The organism is Streptomyces sp. NPDC054783, from assembly GCF_053611725.1.
Genome location: NZ_JBSHAY010000011.1, coordinates 246,244 through 267,780 on the forward strand (window position 1 = coordinate 246,244; position 21,537 = coordinate 267,780).

Genomic DNA, 21,537 nt, shown 5'->3' on the forward strand with positions numbered 1-21,537 from the left:
CGCTGTGGGCGTGTCGGGCAGGAAGAGGAAACGGGCGGCTCGTCCGGTCCCGCCCCACAGCGGTCCGGACGATCCGGATGAGCCATCCAGTTAGACTGCTCGCATGACGACCGCCCCCCTGCGCAAAGACGCCGCCCGTAACTGGGAACGGATCGTCGCCGTGGCTCGCGATCTCGTGGACGAGGGCACACCACTGCAGCTCAACGACATCGCCCGCCGAGCCGGAATGGGCGTGGGCACCGTCTATCGCCACTTTCCCACCGCCGAGGCGCTCCTGGAGACCGTCGCCACCCCCGGCCTCGAGGCACTCGCCGCCCATGGCGAGCGGGCCCTGGCCGACGACGACCCCGGGCGCGCCCTCGCCGGCTTCCTGACCCGCACCATCGAAGCGCAGGTCACCGACGCCGCTCTGTCCCCGGTCACCGCCGCGCCCACCGACGCCCTGCCGCGTACCACCGAACTGAAGCAGACCATACGATCGGTAGGCCGAGAGTTGCTCGAGCGGGCCCGCGCTGCCGAGGTCGTGCGCGCCGACCTGACCTCTGCCGACCTGGTCCCGCTGATGTGCGGAATCGCCTACGCCGCGAACGTCCACGGCGAGGCGGCAGTCCGCGTCGAGACGGCGCGCCGCTATCTGGCCTCGCTACTGGAAGGTGTGTACATCCGCCAGGCCGGCCCGAAGCGGTGAGCGAGCTCGCCCGCGGATCAGCAGAGCCGAATGGGCACGGTACTTCCCGGCGGTCGACTTCACCCCACCGTGCCCGCCCCATGACGGCGCACTGGGACGGGCCGTATCCGCTGTTCTCCGGCCTGCGCGAACTGCCGACCAAGTCATGACTGGGACCACTACGCTGCTCAGTACGCGCTTTGCGCGACAAGTGCGGTCGGTTCCCGGCGCTTCGGCGGTCGGGTGGTGAGGGACGATGCATGGACTATTACGATCTCGGCACCTACAGCCGCTCCGTGACGACTTCCTCGCCCGAGGCACAACTCTGGTTCGACCGCGGACTGGTCTGGACGTACGCCTTCAACCACGAGGAAGCCGTCTCCTGCTTCGAAGCCGCCGCGGCGGCCGACCCCGGCTGTGCCATGGCGTACTGGGGCATCGCATACGCACTCGGCCCCAACTACAACAAGCCGTGGGAGTTCTTCGACGAGCAGGATCTCGCACGCACCGTCGAACGCACCCATGCCGCCGTGGAACTCGCCCACGAGAAGGCGGAATCCGGCGCCACGCCGCTCGAACGAGCCCTGATCGGCGCGTTGCGTGCCCGCTATCCGCAGACGGAGGCCGTCGACGACTGTTCCGTGTGGAACGCGCCGTACGCCGACAGCATGCGCTCCGTCTACGAACTCGCCCCGGACGACCCCGACATCACCACCCTGTACGCCGACGCGCTGATGAACCTCACTCCCTGGCGGCTGTGGAACCTGCGGACCGGTGAGCCGGCCGAAGACGCCCGCACGCTCGAGGCCAGGGCCGTCCTGGACCGGGCCGTCGCGACAGATGCCGGGGCGGGACACCTTGGCATCCTGCACATGTACATCCACCTGATGGAGATGTCCCCGACGCCCGAGGTCGCCCTGCCCGTCGCCGACCGCCTGCGCGGCCTGGTGCCCGACGCCGGCCACCTGCAGCACATGCCTTCACACATCGAAGTGCTCTGCGGTGACTACCGTCGGGTGGTGTCGGACAACGCCGAAGCGATCGTCGCCGACGAGAAGTTCCGTGCGCGGGCCGGAGCCATGAACTTCTACACGCTGTACCGGTGCCACAACTACCATTTCAAGATCTACGGCGCGATGTTCCTGGGCCGGTTCCGGACCGCTCTGCAGGCCGCTGCCCAGTTGGAGGCGTCCATCCCCGAGGAGCTGCTGCGCGTGCAGAGCCCCCCCATGGCCGACTGGCTGGAGGGCTTCCTCGCCATGCGGGTCCATGTACTGATCCGCTTCGGCCGCTGGAGCGACATCCTGCGGATGCCCGTGCCCGCCGACCCGCAGCTCTACAGCGTGAGCACGGCGATGCTGCACTACGCCCGGGGCGTCGCGTTCGCGGCCACCGGCCATGTCTCCGAGGCCGAGGCCGAACGCCGGCTGTTCGGCCGGGCGGTCGCCCGGGTGCCGGAGACACGCATGCTGTTCAACAACACCTGTGCCGACATCCTGGCGATCGCGTCGGCGATGCTCGACGGCGAACTCGAATACCGCAAGGGCGACCATGACGCCGCCTTCGCCGCGCTCGAGCGGTCGATCGAACTGGACGACAACCTTCCCTACGACGAGCCGTGGGGATGGATGCAGCCCACCCGGCATGCGTACGGCGCCCTGCTCCTGGAACGGGGGCGTGTCGCGGAGGCCGAGGCGGTCTACCGGGCCGACCTGGGACTCGACGACACCCTTCCACGCGCTGTGCAGCACCCTGACAATGTCTGGGCCCTCCATGGGCTGCACGAGTGTCTGGTCCGGCTGGGCAAGGCCGGAGAGGCGCAGATCGTGGCTCAGAGGTTGAAGATCGCCGTCGCGATCGCGGACGTGCCGGTCCAGGCGTCCTGCTTCTGCCGCCTCGACGCGGTCTCGGACGCGGCCGGCGGAGGGGACTGCTGCACGATGGAACATTGAGCCGCCAGGAGCCGGCTTGAGCAGTCGATCGAGCGGGACATCGTCTCCTACGCCGCGCTCCACGCCCTGGGTGGCACCGAGCCCCTGGACACAGTGCCCCGCCTGATCGGGCGCGCCGCCCGCAGCTTCCGGCAGTACGTCACCACGGTGGTGGCCGACGGCAGTTGGCCGCGCGCCCGGGACACCACCGGAACGCCCTGACGGTCTCAGTCAGTGGCGGAGGGCAGCCAGATCCGTGCCGGGCAGGTGGATCCAGCCCTCCTGGCGGGCGAGCGCGCGTTCGTCCGCGGAGCGTGGCCACAGCGTGTCACCGACCAGGACGGCGCGGGCGACCAGGGCGCAGACCAGGGCGTCGAGATGGTCGTGGCTGTCGACGCACCGCGCACGCACCGCCTCGGGAAGAGCCGGGCCAAGACCCGCCTCGAGGGAGCGGACGATGTGCTCCCGGACGGCGCGCGCCCCGGCTGTGGGGGTCTTGTAACTGGCGGTGAGGTGGATCCCCCAGCGCCGCAGCGCGGCGGCGGGATACACCTCGGCGACCGGTCCGGACCCGTCCCTGGGCACGACGACGCCCGATGCCGCGAGCTGATCCAGGAGGTGGGCCGCGCGCAGCGCCACGACCCCCAACAGGTCGGTGGACACCGACAGCGGCGGCCGCAGGGAAGTCGCCTTCCAGGTCAGGTCGTCGGTCAGCCGGAACCGCAAGGCGTCCAGACCGGGCCGCCCGTCGGCGCGGTCCTCGAACCGGACCGGGGGCGGCAGCCGCCCCCCCTGGTGGTGGGCCAGAACCGTCGCCACGAAGTGGGACGGCCAGCCGAGAGGGCAGTCGAGGCCGGTCTTGTCGGCCGCCCGGACCACGGCGAGCAACTGCTCGTCCGCCTCGGGCACGACGAACTCCACCGCCAGGCCGCCCCCGGGTCCCCAGACGACCCGGCACACGGCCGTGCGCCGTGCACGGGCGGCCAGATCGACGCCGACCGTCACCACCTGTCGTCCCACCACGCCCGTCACTTGCCCCAGGTCTTCCGGTACGCCTCCCGGTAGCCCGAGGGGTCCCAGGCCGTGGCGCCTTTGCTGTTGCTCTCCGTGGAGATGTGGACGGGCGCGACGTAACCGCTGGCCGGACGGCCGGAGAAGGCGCGGTTGAACTCGTCGAGGATCTGCCAGCCCTGCAGCGACAGCGGTTCGGGGACGGTGGCCGCCTGGTACTGCTCGCTGTTGATGCGCTGGAAGGCGGACGGGTCACCGTCGCCCGCGCCGATGTTGAAGGGCGGCCCGGAGCCCGTCCTCCCGGCCGCGCGGAAGGCGGGGGCGGCATCGGCGAAGTACAGGTCGTTGATCGCGACGGAGTGGGTCCACCGGCTCCCGAAGCGGGAGAGGAGGAACGAGACCTCCCTGGGGGTACGGCTGCTCGCGTCCGGGATCGGGATGTTCTCGTACGCCAGCAGCCGCACGCCCGAACAGGCCGCCAGGCCCTTCCTGATCAGCTCGGACTTGTGTTTGGCGAAGGGGATCGAGGCGTCGGTGAACAGGACGACCCCGGCGTTGCCGTGGGAGCGTGCGATGACCCACTGCGCGCTGATCGAGGCGACGTCGTCGACGTTGGTGGTGACGTTGGTGAAGAGCCTGGGGTGCACGCTGGGTCCGGGGGACGCCACCGCGTGCCAGCCGACGAGCGGGATGCGCGCCGCGGTGGCCCGCGCTACCTGCTGCGAGGTCGAGTCGGGGTCGAAACCGCCGATGACGATGCCCGAGGGTCTCAGCGCCACGGCCTCGCTCAGCGCCGCCTGGATGCCGGCGGGGGTGCCCTCGCCGTCGATCACCCGGACCTTCCAGCCGATGACCCTCGCGGCCTCCTTCACGCCCTGTGCGACGCCGGCGACTCCGGGGTTGGTCATGGTCTGTGCGACGTAGACGACCGTCTTGCCGGGCACGGCCGCGGGGCCGCCGGTCGGCCCGTTCCAGGGGACGTCGGTCCTCTCCGCCCGGGTGACGGCGGCCCGGGCCCCGGCCTGCACCGCGGGGCAGCCGCTCGCGCCCGTGGTGGCGACCCCGGGGCCGGGCGACGAGGCGCGTTCGCAGCCCGCGAGGGCGGTCGCCGCCACCAGCAGGGCGACGGAGACCGATCGCGCCCGGGCGATGCCGGGGACGGCCTTGCGGTTGCGGTGCACGAGAGCTCCTCGCGGCGGGCTGAGCGGAGGGGAGGGCGGCTCAAGGGGGTGGGGCGGGTGCGTCACGGGGCGCGGCGGCCCCGGTGCGCAGGCGGCGGGCGGAGTAGCCGGCCAGGCCGACGGCGAGCAGGAGGGTGCCGCCGTAGAACAGGGGGATCGTCCAGAAGTCGGCGCCCATCTGGCCGATGCCGGTGAGGCCGACGGCGAGCACGGCGACGGCGACGAGCGTGCCCAGGGCGTTGGGGCGGCCGGGTTTGATCGCGGTGGCACCGAGCAGGGCGCCGACGAAGGCGGGCAGCAGGTAGTCGAGGCCGACGCTGGGATTGCCGATCTGCTGCTGGGCCGCGAGCAGCACACCGGCGAGGCCGACGATCAGTCCCGATGCGGTGAACGCGTAGACGGTGTACTTGCGGGTCGGGATGCCGACGAGGTCGGCGGCGCGCGGGTTGGAGCCGACGACGTAGAGGTACCGGCCGAGCGGCAGCCGCTCCAGCACCAGCCAGAGGGCGACCGCCAGGGCGAGCACGTAGAAGGCGGGGACCGGCAGGCCGAGGAACCTGGAGTCGTACAGATCGGTGAAGGCTGCGGGCAGACCCTGCGGGCCGGGGACGATCCGGCCGCCGCCCGTGACCCAGCCGGTCACGGCGTACATCATGCTGCCGGTCCCGAGGGTGGCGATGAAGGAGTCGATCCGGCCGAACTCGACGACGACACCGTTGAGGACGCCCACGACCAGCCCTCCGGCGACCACCGCGAGGCAGGCCCACGGCCAGGGCCACCGCTCGTTGACCACGAGCTGCATGACCATGACGTGCGCCAGACCGAGGCCGTAGCCGATGGAGAGGTCGAACGCGCCGGTCACGACGGGGACCATGGCGGCGAGCGCGAGGACGGCGGGGATCGACTGGCTGGACAGGATCGAGTCGACCGTGTCCCGCGTGGGAAACGTACGCGGCAGGGTGAGCGAGAAGACCAGGAAGAGCACAGCGGTGAGCGCCAGCAGGCCGTAGGCGCTGAGGAGGTGTCCGGCGGGGCGCCGTCGGTACGGCCGGGACGGGGACGCGGAGGAAGGTGGCGGCGCGGTCATGAGTCCGTCGCGGGTCCGGACGGGGGCATCGCCGAGGCCGCCCGGGTGAGCCCGGCGACCGTGAGGGCCGGACCGCTCAGCTCGGCCGTCACCGACCCGTGGACGAACACCAGGGCGCGCCGGCACACGCCCGCGACCTCCTCGAAGTCCGTGGAGACGAGCAGCACCGCGAGGCCGGCGGCCAGTGCCTCGTCGAGCAGGCGGTAGACGGCGGCCTTGGCCCCGATGTCCACGCTCGCGGTCGGCTCCTCGAGGATCAGCAGGCGCAGGCCCACCCGGAGCCACCGGCCGATCATCACCTTCTGCTGGTTTCCACCGGACAGCGTGCCGATGGGGGTCTCGCTGTCGCGAGGACGCACCGAGAACCGTTCGATCAGCTCGGCGGCCTCGGCGCGTTCGCGGCGGGGGGCGATCCACTGCAGCGCCGGCCGGCCCCCGGCCCGCGGGTTGGCCAGGAGGTTCTCCCGTACGGTCAGCTCGGTGGCGCAGCCCTCCCGCTGTCTGTCACCCGGCACGAAGCCGACACCGAGGCGGACGGCGTCGGCGACGGTACGGGGACGGTACGGTCGGCCGCCGAGGAGTACTCGGCCGCCGAGCAGGGGCCGGGAACCGGCGAGGGCCCGGCCCAGGTCCATGTGCCCGGCGCCCGAGAGGCCCACCAGGCCCAGGACCTCCCCGGCCCCGAGTTCCAGGCCGACCGGGCCCGTGCGGGCCGTCCGTACGCCGTCGAGGGTCAGGACGGCCGGGCCGCCGGCGGGGGCGGTGGCGGGGCGGTAGCGGGCCGGTTCCTCGCCGACGATGTCATGGACCAGCCGGGCGGGGCCGTGGCCCGCCAGGGTGCCGTGGCTGACGAGACGGCCGTCGCGCAGGACGGCGAAGGCGTCGGCGACCTCGTACACCTCGTCCAGCCGGTGGCTGACGTAGAGGAGGCCGTGCCCCTGGTCGCGCAGGGCGTGCAGGACGCGGAAGAGCCGGGCGCAGTCCGTGGCGGGCAGGCGGGCGGTCGGCTCGTCGAGGACGACGAGTCTGGCCCGGGCGGCCAGTGCCCGGGCGATGGCGACCAGCGAGCGCTCGGCGGGGGAGAGGCGGCCGATCGGCGTGTCGGGATCGAGGTGTCCGGCGACGAGCCGCAGGGCTTCGGCGCAGCGCTCCCGGGTGCGCCGCCAGGAGATCAGTCCGGCGCGACGGTGATATCCGATGATCAGGGCGATGTTCTCGGCGACCGTCATCCATTCCACGAGACCGAGGTCCTGGTGGATGAAGGACATGGCGCGGGAGGCGGCACGGCTGCCGAGCGGGTGCCCGTCCACCGTGACCTGTCCCGCGTCGGCGTGGTGGACGCCGGCGAGCACCTTGATGAGGGTGGACTTTCCGGCTCCGTTGGGGCCGAGGAGGGCGAGGACGCTGCCCGCGTGGACGTCGAGGTCGACCCCGTCCAGCGCGCGGGTCCCGCCGAACCTCTTGGCGAGCCCACGGATGCGGACCAGGGGTTCCGCAGAGGTGTCGGGAGGGTCGTGCACGGAACATCTCCGAAGGTCGGCCTGGCGAGTTCTTCCCGACTGTCGCCACTGAACGGGCGCCACCGATCCTAGTGGGCCGGTAAAGGGCATATTGGATGATTTTGCATATTCGCCGCTCTTCATGACTCCAACGGGCCAGCGGCGCCGCCGGTCTCAGACACCGTCGAGGCCGCACTCGGCCCAGATGACCTTGCCCTGGGGCAGGTAGCGCGTACCCCAGCTCCGTGCCAGCTGGGCGACGAGGAACAGGCCGCGGCCGCCCTCGTCGGTGCTGGCGGACCGGCGCAGGTGCGGGGCGGTGTTGCTGGTGTCGGAGACCTCGCAGATCAGGGTGCGGTCGTGGAGCAGCCGTACGCGGATGGGGCCGCAGCCGTGGCGGATGGCGTTGGTGACCAGCTCGCTGAGCATCAGTTCCGCGGCGAAGGCGGCTTCGTCGAGGCCCCAGTCGGCCAGCCGGCGCATGGCGGCGGCGCGCACTTCGCCGACGAGGGCCGGGTCGGGCTGCAGGTCCCAGGTGGCGATCCGGTCGGGGGCCAGGGCACGGGTACGGGCCACGAGCAGGGCGATGTCGTCACAGGGGTGGGCGGGCGCCACGCTGTTCAGGACCACCTGGCAGGTCTCCTCGGGCGCGCGATCCGGGTGGGCCAGGGCCGCGCGCAACCGGTCGAGGGCCCCGTCGAGGTCGTGGTACCGGTCCTCGACGAGTCCGTCGGTGTAGAGGACCAGCTGGCTGCCCTCGGGGAGGTCGGTCTCGACCGCTTCGAAGGGCAGGCCCCCCAGGCCGAGCGGAGGCCCGGCGGGCAGCTCCGCGAAGGAAACCGTGCCGTCGGGGCGGACCAGCGCGGGGGGAGGATGCCCGGCGCGGGCCATGGTGCACCGCTGGGTGGTCGGGTCGTAGATGGCGTACACGCAGGTCGCGCCGATGATGTCCGCTCCGTCGGGGTCCTCCCGGTCCAGGCGTCCCACCAGGTTGTCGAGGTGGGTGAGGACCTCGTCCGGGGGGAAGTCGAGTTCGGCGAAGCTGCGTGCGGCGGTGCGCAGCCGGCCCATGGTGGCGGCGGAGAGCATGCCGTGGCCGACGACGTCCCCGACCATGAGGCCGATACGGGTGCCGGAGAGGGGGATGACGTCGTACCAGTCACCGCCCACGTCGGACTCCGCGGGCAGATAGCGATGGGCGACCTCGACGGCGTCCTGGTCGGGCAGCCCGTGCGGGAGCAGGCTGCGCTGCAGGGCCAGGACCATGGTGCGTTCGCGTGTGTAGCGCCGGGCGTTGTCGATGGACAGGGCGGCCCGGGCGGCGAGTTCCTGGGCCAGCGAACGGTCGTCGTCGCCGAAGGGGGCCGGGTCCCGGCCGCGGTAGAACGCGGCGACGCCCAGGACGACCCCGCGGGCGACCAGCGGGACCGCGACGAGGGAGTGGACGTGGGTCAGCAGCTCCTCGGTGTGCTCGGGGTCGTGGGCGAGCCAGCCCGCGGCGACCCTCAGGTCCGGTTCCAGCACCGCCTCCCCGTCGGTCAGGGAGCGCAGCTGTGGTGTGGCCGGGCCGTAGTCGACCTGCTTGCCGACCGGATGGAAGGGGCAGTCGTCGCGGACGCCGTGGACCACCGTGCGGCGCAGGTCGCCGTGTGGGTCGGCGGCCTCCTCGCCGTGCAGTACGGCCTCGGGCAGGTCGATCGTGATGTAGTCGGCGAGTCGCGGCACCGCCGTCTCCGCGAGTTCCTGGGCGGTGCGGCGCACGTCCAGGGTGGTGCCTATGCGCGTGCTGGCCTCGGACAGCAGCTCCAGGCGGCGCCGTGCGGCGAGCGCGTGCCGTCCCACCTCCGGCTCCCCCACGAGCAGCAGCCCTCTCGACGGGCGCATGGCGGCAGCGTGATCGGCCTCCGCTCCGACCGGTGTGACACTTTTGCCGCCGGTGGCGGCCGCGCCCGGTGCTGCAACGGGAACGGCTCCTGACATCAGGACGACGGGGGAGGCGGCAGGCTCGCCGTGGAAGCCCGGCAACTCGTCGAGCCGCTGCGGCGGGCCGAGCAGATTCCGTGGTGCGGGGCCGGGCATGACGGCCTCGATGACCAGGCCCTCCACCCCGGTGGCACTCGTCATCGGACGGCTCAGCAGCGTGACACGCCGGCCGTCGGACAGGGTGACGTGGGCGGCGGCCCGCTGCGCGCAGGAGATCAACTCGGTGGCTTTCTCCATGAGGATCGCGTGGTCACGGGGATGCTGTCCGAGGGACAGGTCGTCCAGGCCGATGGTGCGCTGCCCGCCGACGGCGGCTTCGGCCTCGGTGTCCAGGTACGCCCGCAGCAGAGCGCGCTCGCGTGCGGAGCTGCGGCTGAGCAGCCGCCGTTCGATGGCTCGCGCCGCCTTGCGCAGCACGGTGGCCAGCGCGGGGTCGTCGAAGCTGCGCGGATAGCCGAAGCACAGGACGCCCTCGATACGGCCGCTGAGCGGGTCGCGGACCGGGAGCGCGCGGCAGGCACTTGCCTGGGAGCGCTCGGCGAAGTGCTCGGCACCGTACACCCGGATGAGTTGCCGTTCCGCCAGCGCGAGACCGATGCCGTTGGTGCCGGCGACCTGCTCGGCGAACACGAACCCCGGCAGGCGCTGGATCGCCGGGAGGCTTCTGGCCAAAGACGGCTCTCCGAAACGGCGCAGGAGGACCGTTCCGCTCGCGTCGGCGACACTGATGTTCATGTGACTGCCGGCGAACCTGTACTGCAGCCGGTCGAGCACCGGCACGGCCGCGCGGATGATCCGTGCTTCCGTGTCGAAGTCCTCCCGGAAGGGGAGGTCGGACCGGTCCGGCGAGAGCCCCAGGGACCGGCAGCGCTGCCATGAATGAGAGATGGGCGTACGCACGCCCGCTTCGATCGTCCCACCCTCCAGGAAGCGCTCACGCGAACGAACGGGTCCCGTGCCGCCTGTCGCACGCCCCGTCGGAGTCGGTGCCCCGTCGAACCGAACCACGCTGTGCCTCACTCGCGATAGTCCGCTTTCCGGAACCAATCTGACATAAACGAGAATACGGACATTGGGGGTGGGGGTCACGATTAAAGGCGCTCTGATTCTTCATGTGCATGTCCTGCTGGTCCGTTCGTCACAGGACCGCCACCGGGTTCACGGGCGAGCCCGTCCCGCCCGGTACGTTCAGCGGTGCCACGACCAGCAGGAACTCGTACCGCCCGGCCTCAGCGGTTGCCGCGGAGAGGGCTTCCAGATCGAGGTTGTCCAGCAACGGCACCCCCATGGCGCCCACGGCCAGGGCATGGACCGGCGAGTGCACGCCCTCCACCGGCGAGGGCCGTACATCACTGTCGCCGTCACCACCGAGCAGCGCGATGCCACGTTCCGCCAGCAGCGGTACGGCGCCCACGTGGAAGCCCGCGCTCGCCGTGTCCGGGTCCCAGGCGCCGAGCGCCGTGCGGCGGCGGACGTGCCCGGACCGCAGCAGCACCGCGTCACCCTCGCCGATCGTCACACCGAGCGCCCGCTCCGCGGCGGTGATGTCCCGCGCGTGCACCGCCCGCCCCGGCTCCAGCCAGCGGATCCCGAGGACAGCGGGGAGGTCGAGGAGCACACCCCGCGTGACGAGGGCCCCGAGCGCCGACACGGCTCCGAAGCGGGCGCCCGCGGTGCCGACGACGTCGCGGGCCGTCCGGCCGTCGTAGAGCTGGCCCCGGTAGGCGATGTGGCTCAGGGCGTCGAGATGCGTGACGCCCTTGCCGTGGTAGTCGGCGGCGATGAAGTCCTTGTGGGTGGAAGGTTCCGGGCTCTCCACGTCACCGAGGTCGGTCATGTGGTGCAGAGCGGGCCTGCGGTTGTCGGGGCCGGGCCGGGTGTTCCAGGGCAGCGCCAAGGGGACGACCATCCCGGACCGCACGGCGGCCGTGGCCCGCCGTACATGGTCCGCGGTCACCCGGTTCCAGGCACCGCGGTCGGCCGGCGTCCAGCGGCCCCATGTGCGGACCGCCTCGAAGAGCGCGTCGAACTCCCGGCGGGAGACGGCGGGCCCGTTGCCGGTCACGGGTGATCCGGGCCCGGGGTCACCGGCGGGCTTCGCGGTCATCGGCACTCACCTGTACTCACCTGTGCTCACCGTTCTCCGGGCGGACGCGGAGGAGCCCGGTGCTCGTGATCAACTCCAGCTTTGCACATCGGCAGCGCCGCTCGGCCGTGCTCGGCCGCCGGTCTGGGACGACCATGGATGAAGGCAGCACGCTCGCCGGTGGGCCAAAAGCCCAGGCGCCGAGCGGAGGGAAAAGGAACCATGGGCACGACGGACTCCTCCCGGGCAGGCCCCGGCCGGTCGGTGACCGGTTCCGCCGCGCCGCCCAGCGGCCTGCTCGATCTGCTCAGCGTCGCCGCGGTGGTGCTGAACCCGCTGGGCCAGGTGGTCTTCTGGAGCCCGAAGGCCGAGGAACTGTTCGGCTACACCCCGGCGGAGGCGCTGGGTCAGTACGCGGCTGAGCTGACCGTCCACGAGGAACACCGGGACGAGGTGATCAAGCTCTTCGCCGAGGTCATGAAGTCCGGCACCGACTGGGCCGGGGCCTTTCCGATCCGGCACAAGGACGGCAGCACGCGACTGGTGGAGTTCCGCAACATGCGGCTGCTGGACGACCTCGGTGACAGCTACGCCCTGGGTCTTGCGGCGGACCAGGCAGCCGTGGAGCGGGTCGAGCGGGATGCCGCCCTGGCCATGCGCCTGGTGTCCCAGTCCCCGGTAGGGCTCGCCATTCTCGACCCGGACCTGCGGTACCTGGCCGTGAACCCCGCACTGGAACGCATCACCGGTCAGTCCGCCGCCGAGCGTCTCGGCCGGACGGCCGGCGAGGTCCTGACCTTCCTGGACACGGACCCCGAGGCACGTCTGCGCCGTGTCCTGGAGACGGGCGAGTCGGTCGTGGACCGGCAGATCGTCTGTCGTCCCCCCGGCGACCCGGACCACGAGCACGCCTGGTCCGTCTCGTACTACCGGCTGGAGGACTCCGGTGGGCGGGTGCTGGGCCTGGCCTACTCCGTCATCGACGTCACCGAGCGTCATCGCGCCGCCGCCGAGGCGGCACAGGCCCGGCAACGCCTGGCGCTGATCGCCACGGCCTCCGCCTCCGTGGGGACCACCCTCGACCTGGAAACCACGGCGTGCGAGCTCGCCGACGTCGTCGTACCCGTCCTGGCCGATGTGGCGGCCGTGGACATACTCGACAGCGCCCTCGACGACCGGACCGCGTCCCACGAGGGCCCGGCCGTCTTCCGCGCCCTCGCCGTCAGCGCGGCCCACTCCACCGAGGCCGTCCACGCGGCCGATCCGCCAGGGGGAGTCGCCACCTACGACAGCGACCGCCTGATCACCCAGTGCGTGCGCACCCGTCAACCGGTTCTGCTGCCCCACGCCACCCGTCGGGACCTCGGGCGCATCGCCCGCCACGGTGAGGCCGCCTCCCTCCTCGCGACGGCCGGGGTGCACTCCTACCTGGCCGTACCGCTCATGGCCCGGGGCCGGGTCCTCGGCGCCCTCGACCTCAAACGCACCCGGAACCCCATACCGTTCGATGACGACGACGCGCTCCTCGCCTGCGAGCTGGCCGCCCGAGCCGCGGTCTGCATCGACAACGCCCGCGGATACCAGGCCCAGCGCCACACGGCCCTCACCCTCCAGCGCAGTCTGCTTCCCGAGCCCCCGACGCACCTGCCGGGCCTGGAGGCCGCCTGCCGCTACCAGCCCGCCGGTGCCACGTACGAGATCGGCGGCGACTGGTACGACGCCATACCCCTGCAGGGGGACAAAACGGCCCTGGTCGTCGGCGACGTCATGGGCTGCGGCATCAAGGCCGCCGCCACCATGGGGCAACTCCGCAGTGCCGCCCGCGCGTTCGCCGAACTCGATCTCGCGCCCGCCGAGGCCCTTCGGCACCTCGACCACCTGACCGAGGGCGTCGAGCAGGCCATCACCACCTGCATCTACTGCGTCTACGACCCTCACCGGGGTCAGTGCCAGATATGCCTCGCCGGCCACCTGCCCCCGGCCCTGCTGCGGGTCGGCCACCCGGCACGGCTCCTCGACCTTCCCACCGGCGCACCGCTGGGCGTCGGCGGGGTCCCCTTCGAGGCCACCACCATCGCCTTCCGCCCCGGCGACGAACTGGCCCTCTACACCGACGGCCTGGTCGAAACCCGAAGCGAACCCATCGACGCCCGCCTGGACGCCCTGCTCGACGCCTTCACCGCGACACGTGGCCACGATCTGGAAGACACCTGCGACTGCATCCTGGAGGTCCTGCGGCCGCCCGGCGGCGAGGACGACGTCGCTCTGCTCATCGCCCGAGCCCAGCCTTGACGTCGACGGACAGACCTGACGACGGCGATGAACGTGGCGGGGCCCGGGAGTCGTATCCAGCTCCCGGGCCCCTGGGGATGCCACCCAATTGCGCACGCCGGCGGCGTTTAAGAGGACGGATCAGTCATCATGCCGTCGTGTTCTTCCTTTGAACTACCGCACCGTGTGAGAGGTGCAGGCGAGAGTCGAACTCGCATCCGACGGCGTTCGTCCGGCCCCGTCGATCCGGCGATCGGCGGCGATGCTGAGACTGGAGCGAGAGTCTGAGACTGATCACGGCTGCCTCTGCCATGTTGGGCCACCCCAGCCCGTTGCGGGCGCTGTGCCGGGGGAAGGACTCGAACCTTCACTGTCACCGTGTCTTCAGGCTGAACTTCAGTGTCAGCTTGCGCTCATCACGCGAACCAGGCCTCAATCCGGCTCGCGCCTGTTGCGCACCCCCGCGCTCGCACGCGGGGGCGATCGTGGATGCTACCCGTGGCCGGTGTCAGCCGAACAGGTAGCCCAACACCGCGTCGCCGACCCGCTGGTCGGTGACCTCGGTGCCGTTGGCCTCCTCGCGGGCGAACTTCACCGCCTGCTGGAGCTTCTCGACCCGCTCCACCAGCTCGTTCACGCGCCGCGCAGGAAGCGATCCGGAGAACTTCACGGTCGTCCAGTACCCGATGGGCACGTCCTCGTAGTACACCTCGACCTGCGCCGGGTGCTTGTCGGTCGCCTCCGCCTTGACGTGGTTGCGGGGGACCTTCTTGGTGCGGATCGTGCGCACCGGGTCCGTCTTCCACCAGTCCGTGGACGGGTCGTGCGACCAGGACTCGGCGGCGTCCAGGGTGGGAAGCTTCCTGACGAACGTGTGCAGGTCGGTCAGCTGCTTCTCCAGGAAGAGGAGATAGCTGACCGGGACGTCGGCGAGGATCGTCCGGCCGTCGACCGTGACGTCCGCGCGGGCGGTGCAGTTCGCCCAGTCCTTGGTGGCGGTCACGTCGAACAGCCGGGTGAGCGACCCGGACATCTCCCGCAGCACGTCCTCGGCCTGCACCTGCACCCGCGTGGACTCGGGCGGCAGCTGCTCGCCCTCCTCGTCCTTCGGCTGGTACGTACGTGAGATGCCGGCCAGCAACGCCGGCTTCTGCACCTTGTGGTGCGCCGCGGTGATGTCCTGGAGCGACTTGCTCTTGACACCCTTCTCGACAGCGATGATCTGGTTCAACTTCGCCACTTCGGCTCCCCCTTCGAACACGCAGGAACGTACCTCACCGGCTCGAACACGCGCACTCGCTTTTCGCACGCCAGGGGGGTGGCCCCGCCGGTGTCAGAGGTCCGCGTCGGTGCGTGGTGCGATGTGGAAGTCGAACGCGAGGGTCCCGGGATCCAGCGCCGTCGCCCCGCCGTCGACCGTGAGTACCGCACCGTTGACATAGGACGCCGCCGGGGAGATCAACCAGCCGACGGTCTCGGCGACTTCACGCGGCTCGCCCGGCCGGCCCATGGGCAGCGGCCTGGTCGCCTCCGCGTAGGCGGAGTCCACACCGCCGTCCCCCAGACCCGCTTCCCGGGCGAAACGCGTCATGCGCCGGTCGGCCATCTCGGTCCTCACCCAGCTGGGGCACACCACGTTGGCGCGCACCCCCTCGCGCCCGTAGTCGACGGCCACGGAACGGCACAGCGACAGCAGGGCGGCCTTGGACACGGCGTACGGGGCGTTGCCCGGGCCGTTGAGCAGGGCGGACACCGACGCGACCGCCACGACCGCGCCACGCGCGCGTACCAGATGGGGGATCGCCGCGCGCAGGAGCAGCATCGGGCCGGTGACGTTGGTGCGCATCACCTCGTCCCAGTCCACCGGCGACAGGTTCCCGACGGTGCCGCCGCGTCCGATGCCCGCGTTGAGCACGACACCGTCCAGTCGGCCATGCGCGTCGAGGGCCGTACGCAAAAGGCCCTCGGCGGCGTCGGGGTCGCCCACGTCGGACGGGTACGCCAGTGCGCCGGTCTCGTCCTCCAGCCGCCGCAGCGGTTCCGCCCGGCGCCCGGAGACCACCACCTGGTGCCCCTGCTCGCGCAGCAACCGGGCGGTGGCCTCGCCGATGCCGGAGCCGGCGCCGGTCACGATGACAACTCGCTCGTCCATCAGATTGGTTCAGCTTTCTGTTCCGGGAGCACGCGGGAAACCGATCGTAGAAGCGACCGCACACCCGGCCTCCCGTCACCGGCGGTCTTGAGACAGGGGGGTGCGGTCCCGGGGCCCGGGCGCCGAGGACCGGTCAGTGCGGGGCGGGTGGCCCCGGCCGCCCATTCAGGCGTACGGCCTCGAGGGCGATGTAGAGCTCGGCGGACGACTCCGCGTCGGTGGCGCGGCGGCCGGTCAGTTCGGCGATGCGGTTGAGGCGGTACAGGACCGTGTTCCGGTGGCAGTGCAGTCGGCCGGCCGCCGCCGTCGTCGATCCGCCGCAGGCGAACCAGGCGTGCAGGGTCTCCAGCAGGGTGGCCTGTTCCCGCGGGGGCAGGGCGAGAAGGGGGCCGAGGACCGCCCGGGCGACTTCCTCGGCCATGTCGGGGGACGCGGCCGCCAGGAGCGAGACCGGCGCGCTGCCGTACAGATGGGTGCCGCCCGTGCCGTACGGCAGGCACTGCACGGCCAGTTGGGCCTGCCGCCAGGCCCCCGGGGCTTTCACGGGCGAGGTGAAGGCGCGGCTGACCCCGACACGGGACAGCGCGATGTCGGACAGCCGGCCGACCGCATGCGTGATGGCCTGTTCGTTGGGGAGGGACAGCAGGCCCACCCAGGCCCCTATCGGCTGAATCCACTCGGAGCCGATTCCGGCGGCACGCAGGCGGCTGCGCACGCTGGGCAGTGGTTCGACCCCGTCGTGGACTTCGGCGCAGACCACCAGAAAGGGGCCCTGCCGGTCGAGGTCCAGCACGCGCGCGATCTCCCACGCGCTCGCACCGGTGCCGGCCCTGCCGTCGAGCAGCGTGGTGAGCATCGTGCCCCGGGCCGTGGCGTCGCGACGCGACTGTTCCTCGACGGTGGCCCGGTAGGCGTCGGCGGCCGCACTGGAGTAGTCGTCGATGGCCGCCCAGATGTCGGAGGCCATGTGCAGCAGCTGGACCGTGCTCTCCTCGTCCACGGCGGTCGCGAGCAGCCGGTCCCAGACGAAGCGGCCGGCCAGCCGGTAGGCGTGCAGGAGTGCGGCCAGCGGGATGCTCTGTGCGGCCTTCAGCCGGCCGGCGGCGCGGGGTGCCTCGAGCGTCGTGGGCCGCCCCTGCAGCGCCGCGAACAGCGTGGACAGGTTGTCTCGCACCACGACGCGCAGCTGTTCCCGGCCGATCAGCGTGCTCTCGGCGTACGAGTGCTCGCCTCCGAGGATCTCGTCGGTGAGGTCCTCCGCGAGCCGGTCAATCTCCGTCAGCAGGCGGCCGACCAGCTCGACGACCCGGTCGGCGGCCCTCAGCTGCGTCGTCACGGGCGCAGTGTAGTCCGGGGGATTGTGCGCCGGCACAGTGCCGCGGCGCCTTTTCCCGTCCCCCGCCTATGGCCGAAACCGGTGGCGAGAGGTGGAATCACCGGCGGCGCGTCTCACCGGCGTTGCGCGGATCGGGCATGTGCACAAGTCGTGGCGGATCGAAGGAGATCGTATGGACGGCGTACCCGGAACGGCCGGGATGGGGCGGCGGAGATTCCTCGGGTATGTGCTGGCCGCCTCGACGCTGACCGTGGCCGCCGAACTCGGTGAGGCCGTGCTCGCGCCGGACGAGGCGGCGGCCGTCGTGCCCTCCGTGCCCGGTCCGGCGGAGATCTACGACCTCAACGACATGCTCACCGATGCGGCACTGCCGACGGCGAACCTGATCACGATCCGGATCGACAGCGACGGCACGGCCTCCTTCGCGCTGCCCCGTGCGGAGGTCGGGCAGGGCATCACGACGTCCAGCGCCATGCTGATCGCCGAGGAACTGGACCTGCCGCTGGAGCGGATCCGGGTCACGCTCGCGGACGCGCGGCCGGAGCTGCTGTTCAACCAGCTCACCGGTGGCTCCAACACCACGATCTCGACCTTCACGCCGATCCGGGTGGCCGCCGCGGTGGCCAGGGGCCGGCTGCTGAGGGCGGCGGCCCTGGAACTCGGGGAGGCCCTGGACACCCTGACCGCCAAGGCCGGGGTCGTCACCTCGTCGTCGAGCGGTCGCAGCCTCACCTACGGTGAACTCGCCGAAAAGGCCGCGTCAGTGACGACAAGTCAGGTCTCGGTCGCGCTCAAGGGGGCCGCGCAGTTCGAGGTCATCGGCACCGCGCAGGGGCGTATCGACGCGAGGGAAGCGGTGACCGGGCGCAAGACGTTCGCCATGGACCTGCAGATCCCCGACGCCCTGCCGACGATGGTGTGCCGGCCCCCGACGATCAACGGCACCGTGCGCGCGGTGGAGAACCTCGCCGAGGTGCGGGTGATGCCCGGCGTCACGGACGTCGTGGCCGTCTCCACCGGTGTCGCCGTCCGCGGCCGTACGTTCGGTCAGTGCATCGACGCCGTGCGGGCACTGAAGGTCTCCTGGGGTCCCGGAACGGCCGACGCGCAGAGCGACGACACCATCCGCGACGAACTGCGCAAGGCCGAACTCCCGCTTCCCGCACTGGACCTGCTGACCAAGTCGGTCGACGCCCGGTTCACCTTCCACTTCGCGAGCAACAGCGCGCTGGAGACCAACTGTGCCGTCGCCGACGTACGAGACGACTCGGCCGAGATCTGGGGAAGCCTGAAGTCCCCGGTCGTCGCCCAGGAGCAGATCGCGCTGAAGCTGGGGCTGCCCATCTCCGCGGTGAAGGTCCATGTCACCGAGGGCGGCGGCTCCTTCGGCCGGAAGCTCTTCCACGACGCGGCCGCGGAGGCCGCCGAGGTCTCGAAGGCGATGGGTAAGCCGGTCAAGCTGATGTGGCACCGCACCGACGACTTCCGGCAGGGCCGCACCCACCCGATGGCCACCTCGCGCGTGCGCGCCACGTACGCGCTCGGCCAGGTGCTCACCTACGACCAACGGCACACCTCCGTCGCCACCGACTTCGGCCACGGTGTCGGCGAGATCATCACCGCGCAGGCGGCGCGGCTGCCCGTCGGTGATCTGACCTTCTCCGAGACGATCTTCGCGCTCAGCCAGCAGACGCCGTACGACTTCGGCGTCGTCACCCAGCTGCTGGGCGAGACCGACAAGGGCTTCAACACCGGCTCCATGCGCAACATCTACTCGCCCAACGTGCGCTGTGCGCAGGAACTGGTCGTCGACGAACTGGCCAGGAGGATGGGCAAGGACCCGTACCGGTTCCGCCGGGAGTTCCTCAAGGACGCGCGGGCGCGGGCCGTCCTCGACAAGGTGGCCGAGGTCGGGAACTGGGGGCGGAGCATGCCCGCCGGGACGGCGCAGGGCATCGCGCTCCATCCGGAGTACCACGCCTGCGTCGCCGTCCTCGCCGAGATCGACTGCCGGCCGGAGACCACCGGCCGCACGATCCGCGACGCCTGCACCGGTCCGCGCGTCACCAAGGTCGTGTGCGCCGTCGACGTGGGTCTCGCGGTCAACCCGCGAGGCCTCGAGGCGCAGATGATGGGCGGCGTCATGGACGGCATCGCGATCACCCTCAGCTCCGGCCTCCACCTCGCAGACGGCCACTTCCTGGAAGGCAGTTGGGACAACTACTTCTACACCAGGCAGTGGAACACCCCGCCCGAGCTGGACATCGTCGTCATGCCGCCGACCACCGGGGAGCCCGGCGGTGCGGGCGAGCTGGCCGTGGCGGGTGCGGCCGCCGCCGTGGCCTGCGCCTACGGCCGGGCCACCGGCACCATGCCGACGAGTTTCCCGATCAACCACGCCGGGCCGCTCGGCTTCGAGCCGCTGCCCACCACGCCGCCGATCCCCGCGTCCCCCACCGACGGACTCGACCGCGCCTTCTAGGAGACCACGTGCCCGAACACACCTTCATCCTCAACGGCAAGCGGGTGACCGTCGACATCGAGGACGACGTCCGGCTGCTGTGGGTGCTCAGAGACGTCCTCGGCGTCACCGGGCCGAAGTACGGCTGCGGTCTCGGCGTCTGCCAGGCCTGCACCAGCCACATCAACGGCAAGGCGTTCAACCCGTGTTCGGTGCCGGTGCAGGACATCGGCGCCGACGACGAGATCACCACCATCGAGGGCCTGCCCGGCACCGTCGGCCGTGACCTGCATCCCATGCAGGAGGCCTGGCTGGAGCACGACGTCGCGCAGTGCGGCTACTGCCAGCCCGGTCAGATCATGACCGCCGTCGCCAAGGTCCGCCTGGCCCGCGAGGAGGGCCGCGAGATCACCGAGGCCGACCTCGACGAGATCCGCAACGTCTGCAGGTGCGGCACCTATCACCGCATACGGCAGGCGATCACGGCCGGAGCGAAGAAGTACTGAGCGGCTGACCGGCCACGACGGTGCCCTGCGTCGCCGGTGGGCTTCAGCCGTAGTGCCTCGACGCCCCGCTCACCGACGCCAGACCGCTCATCGCCGACGACTTCCTGGCCCTGCGGGTCGCAGATGACCAGCGCGTTGGAAGACCTCGCGCGCCGCGGCGATGAAGCGTGTTGCGCGTACGCTCGCCCCGCCTGCTGCGCGGGGCGAGCGGTTGCCGGGAGCCGTCAGGAGCCGGTGCCTGGGACGCCGATGCAGGAGCCGAGGAAGCGGAGGAGCGCGGCGTTGACCTCCTCGGGGCGCTCCTGCTGGACCCAGTGTCCGGCGCCTTCCAGGACGACGTGCTCGCGCAGGTCGGTGAGGACGGCACCGAGGTGCTGTGCGGGCATGAACATGGCGACGGGATCCCTGGAGCCGGTGAGGAAGAAGGACGGCTGCGTGATGGGGCGGCCCTCCAGTTCCCCGGTCAGCGCCCAGTTGCGGTCCATGTTGCGGTAGTAGTTGAGGCCACCCGTGAAGCCGGTCTCCTCGAACGTCTTGACGTAATGGGCCAGCTCCTCCTCACTGAGCCACGGCGGGGGCGGGAGTTCCGTCTCCTCGCGCGACGCCCACTCGGCGGAGTAGATCTCCCGTGCGACGAGCGTCCTGCGGACGTTCCGCGCCAGGGCCTCGTCCGCGACTCCGGGCTCCTGGAACCACACCATGTAGAAGTCGTCGCCCAGACGCGAGCGAAGGACGGGCAGTGGCGGGACGGGGGAGCGCGGGGTGACGGGGACGCTCAGGCCGGCCACGGCACGCACCCGTTCGGGGTGCAGCCGGGCCATGTGCCATACGACGTTCGCTCCCCAGTCGTGTCCCACGAAGACCGCGTCCTCGGCGCCGACGTCGTCGAGGAGACCCGCGAGGTCCCCGCACAGGTTCACCACGTCGTACGCCTCGACGTCCCCCGGCCGTGAGCTTCCTCCGTAGCCGCGCATGTCGGGCGCGAGGACCCGGTACCCGGCCTCGGCCAGGGCGACGACCTGATGGCGCCAGGAGAAGGCGAGCTCGGGGAACCCGTGGCACAGCACGACCGGCGGTGTGCCGGGCCTGCGCCGGCCGTGCTCGAAGACGCGCAGAGTGATGCCGTTCGTCGCGACATCACGCGACTCCAGACGCTCCCAGTCCGCGAGTGAGGCCTTCGTCGTCATGTGCCAGCGCACCGCCAATCGGCTGATCCACCGAGCGAACGCGCCTCACTCGACGGGGGGTTGCAATTATTGAACCTGACGTTGAGTTCAACCCTACAGCGCACTCGAGCAGCCGGGGCCCGGCCCGTGATCTGCCTGGTCGCGCCTGTCGCGGACGTACGGGCAGAGCGCCGGCCGGC

Annotated in this window: 15 protein-coding genes; 5 read left to right on the forward strand and 10 right to left on the reverse strand. The window is 71.4% G+C overall.

The window, feature by feature from the left end; translation table 11 throughout:
* Nucleotides 1-103 precede the first annotated feature (103 nt).
* On the forward strand, nt 104-688 hold the full coding sequence (locus tag ACWGJ5_RS21575) for a TetR/AcrR family transcriptional regulator (RefSeq protein ID WP_453311278.1): 585 nt from the start codon (nt 104-106) through the stop codon (nt 686-688).
* Nucleotides 689-927: 239 nt separating this feature from the next.
* A complete protein-coding gene (locus tag ACWGJ5_RS21580) occupies nt 928-2,619 on the forward strand; it encodes a tetratricopeptide repeat protein (protein WP_453311279.1) in 1,692 nt (563 codons plus the stop codon).
* 210 nt (nt 2,620-2,829) lie between these two features.
* On the opposite strand, the gene ACWGJ5_RS21585 is transcribed toward ACWGJ5_RS21580, so the two are convergent.
* The 6 genes from ACWGJ5_RS21585 to ACWGJ5_RS21610 all read right to left on the reverse strand — a co-directional run bounded on the left by ACWGJ5_RS21585 (nt 2,830) and on the right by ACWGJ5_RS21610 (nt 11,466).
* Nucleotides 2,830-3,621 (reverse strand): DUF429 domain-containing protein, encoded by a 792-nt coding sequence (locus ACWGJ5_RS21585; RefSeq protein ID WP_453311280.1) that lies wholly within the window; start codon nt 3,619-3,621, stop codon nt 2,830-2,832.
* A 5-nt stretch (nt 3,622-3,626) separates the two neighbouring features.
* Complete coding sequence (locus tag ACWGJ5_RS21590) at nt 3,627-4,790, reverse strand: substrate-binding domain-containing protein (RefSeq protein ID WP_453311281.1); 1,164 nt, start codon at nt 4,788-4,790, stop codon at nt 3,627-3,629.
* A 40-nt stretch (nt 4,791-4,830) separates the two neighbouring features.
* Nucleotides 4,831-5,877, reverse strand: coding sequence for an ABC transporter permease (locus ACWGJ5_RS21595; RefSeq protein WP_453311282.1), 1,047 nt, complete (start codon nt 5,875-5,877; stop codon nt 4,831-4,833).
* Entirely contained in the window at nt 5,874-7,397 is a 1,524-nt protein-coding gene (locus ACWGJ5_RS21600) for a sugar ABC transporter ATP-binding protein (protein ID WP_453311283.1), read from the reverse strand. The genes ACWGJ5_RS21595 and ACWGJ5_RS21600 overlap by 4 nt, the downstream gene beginning before the upstream one ends.
* Nucleotides 7,398-7,550: 153 nt before the next feature.
* On the reverse strand, nt 7,551-10,367 hold the full coding sequence (locus ACWGJ5_RS21605) for a SpoIIE family protein phosphatase (RefSeq protein WP_453311284.1): 2,817 nt from the start codon (nt 10,365-10,367) through the stop codon (nt 7,551-7,553).
* A gap of 130 nt (nt 10,368-10,497) precedes the next feature.
* Nucleotides 10,498-11,466 carry a cyclase family protein gene (locus tag ACWGJ5_RS21610; RefSeq protein ID WP_453311285.1) on the reverse strand — a complete coding sequence of 323 codons (969 nt, stop codon included), beginning with the start codon at nt 11,464-11,466 and terminating at the stop codon, nt 10,498-10,500.
* Nucleotides 11,467-11,667: 201 nt separating this feature from the next.
* Here ACWGJ5_RS21610 and ACWGJ5_RS21615 point away from each other — a divergent pair, with 201 nt between their 5' ends.
* The gene (locus tag ACWGJ5_RS21615; protein WP_453311286.1) at nt 11,668-13,737 is read left to right on the forward strand and encodes a SpoIIE family protein phosphatase; all 2,070 of its coding nucleotides are present in this window, start codon (nt 11,668-11,670) and stop codon (nt 13,735-13,737) included.
* A gap of 487 nt (nt 13,738-14,224) precedes the next feature.
* Here ACWGJ5_RS21615 and ACWGJ5_RS21620 read toward each other — a convergent pair whose 3' ends face one another.
* The 3 genes from ACWGJ5_RS21620 to ACWGJ5_RS21630 all read right to left on the reverse strand — a co-directional run bounded on the left by ACWGJ5_RS21620 (nt 14,225) and on the right by ACWGJ5_RS21630 (nt 17,204).
* On the reverse strand, nt 14,225-14,956 hold the full coding sequence (locus tag ACWGJ5_RS21620) for a DUF7873 family protein (RefSeq protein WP_453311287.1): 732 nt from the start codon (nt 14,954-14,956) through the stop codon (nt 14,225-14,227).
* A gap of 93 nt (nt 14,957-15,049) precedes the next feature.
* Nucleotides 15,050-15,871 (reverse strand): SDR family NAD(P)-dependent oxidoreductase, encoded by an 822-nt coding sequence (locus tag ACWGJ5_RS21625; protein WP_453311305.1) that lies wholly within the window; start codon nt 15,869-15,871, stop codon nt 15,050-15,052.
* Between the two features lie 130 nt (nt 15,872-16,001).
* On the reverse strand, nt 16,002-17,204 hold the full coding sequence (locus tag ACWGJ5_RS21630) for a PucR family transcriptional regulator (RefSeq protein ID WP_453311288.1): 1,203 nt from the start codon (nt 17,202-17,204) through the stop codon (nt 16,002-16,004).
* Nucleotides 17,205-17,376: 172 nt separating this feature from the next.
* Here ACWGJ5_RS21630 and ACWGJ5_RS21635 point away from each other — a divergent pair, with 172 nt between their 5' ends.
* A complete protein-coding gene (locus ACWGJ5_RS21635; RefSeq protein ID WP_453311289.1) occupies nt 17,377-19,686 on the forward strand; it encodes a molybdopterin cofactor-binding domain-containing protein in 2,310 nt (769 codons plus the stop codon).
* A gap of 8 nt (nt 19,687-19,694) precedes the next feature.
* Complete coding sequence (locus ACWGJ5_RS21640) at nt 19,695-20,171, forward strand: (2Fe-2S)-binding protein (protein ID WP_453311290.1); 477 nt, start codon at nt 19,695-19,697, stop codon at nt 20,169-20,171.
* Nucleotides 20,172-20,395: 224 nt separating this feature from the next.
* On the opposite strand, the gene ACWGJ5_RS21645 is transcribed toward ACWGJ5_RS21640, so the two are convergent.
* Nucleotides 20,396-21,358 (reverse strand): alpha/beta fold hydrolase, encoded by a 963-nt coding sequence (locus ACWGJ5_RS21645; protein ID WP_453311291.1) that lies wholly within the window; start codon nt 21,356-21,358, stop codon nt 20,396-20,398.
* Nucleotides 21,359-21,537 lie beyond the last annotated feature (179 nt).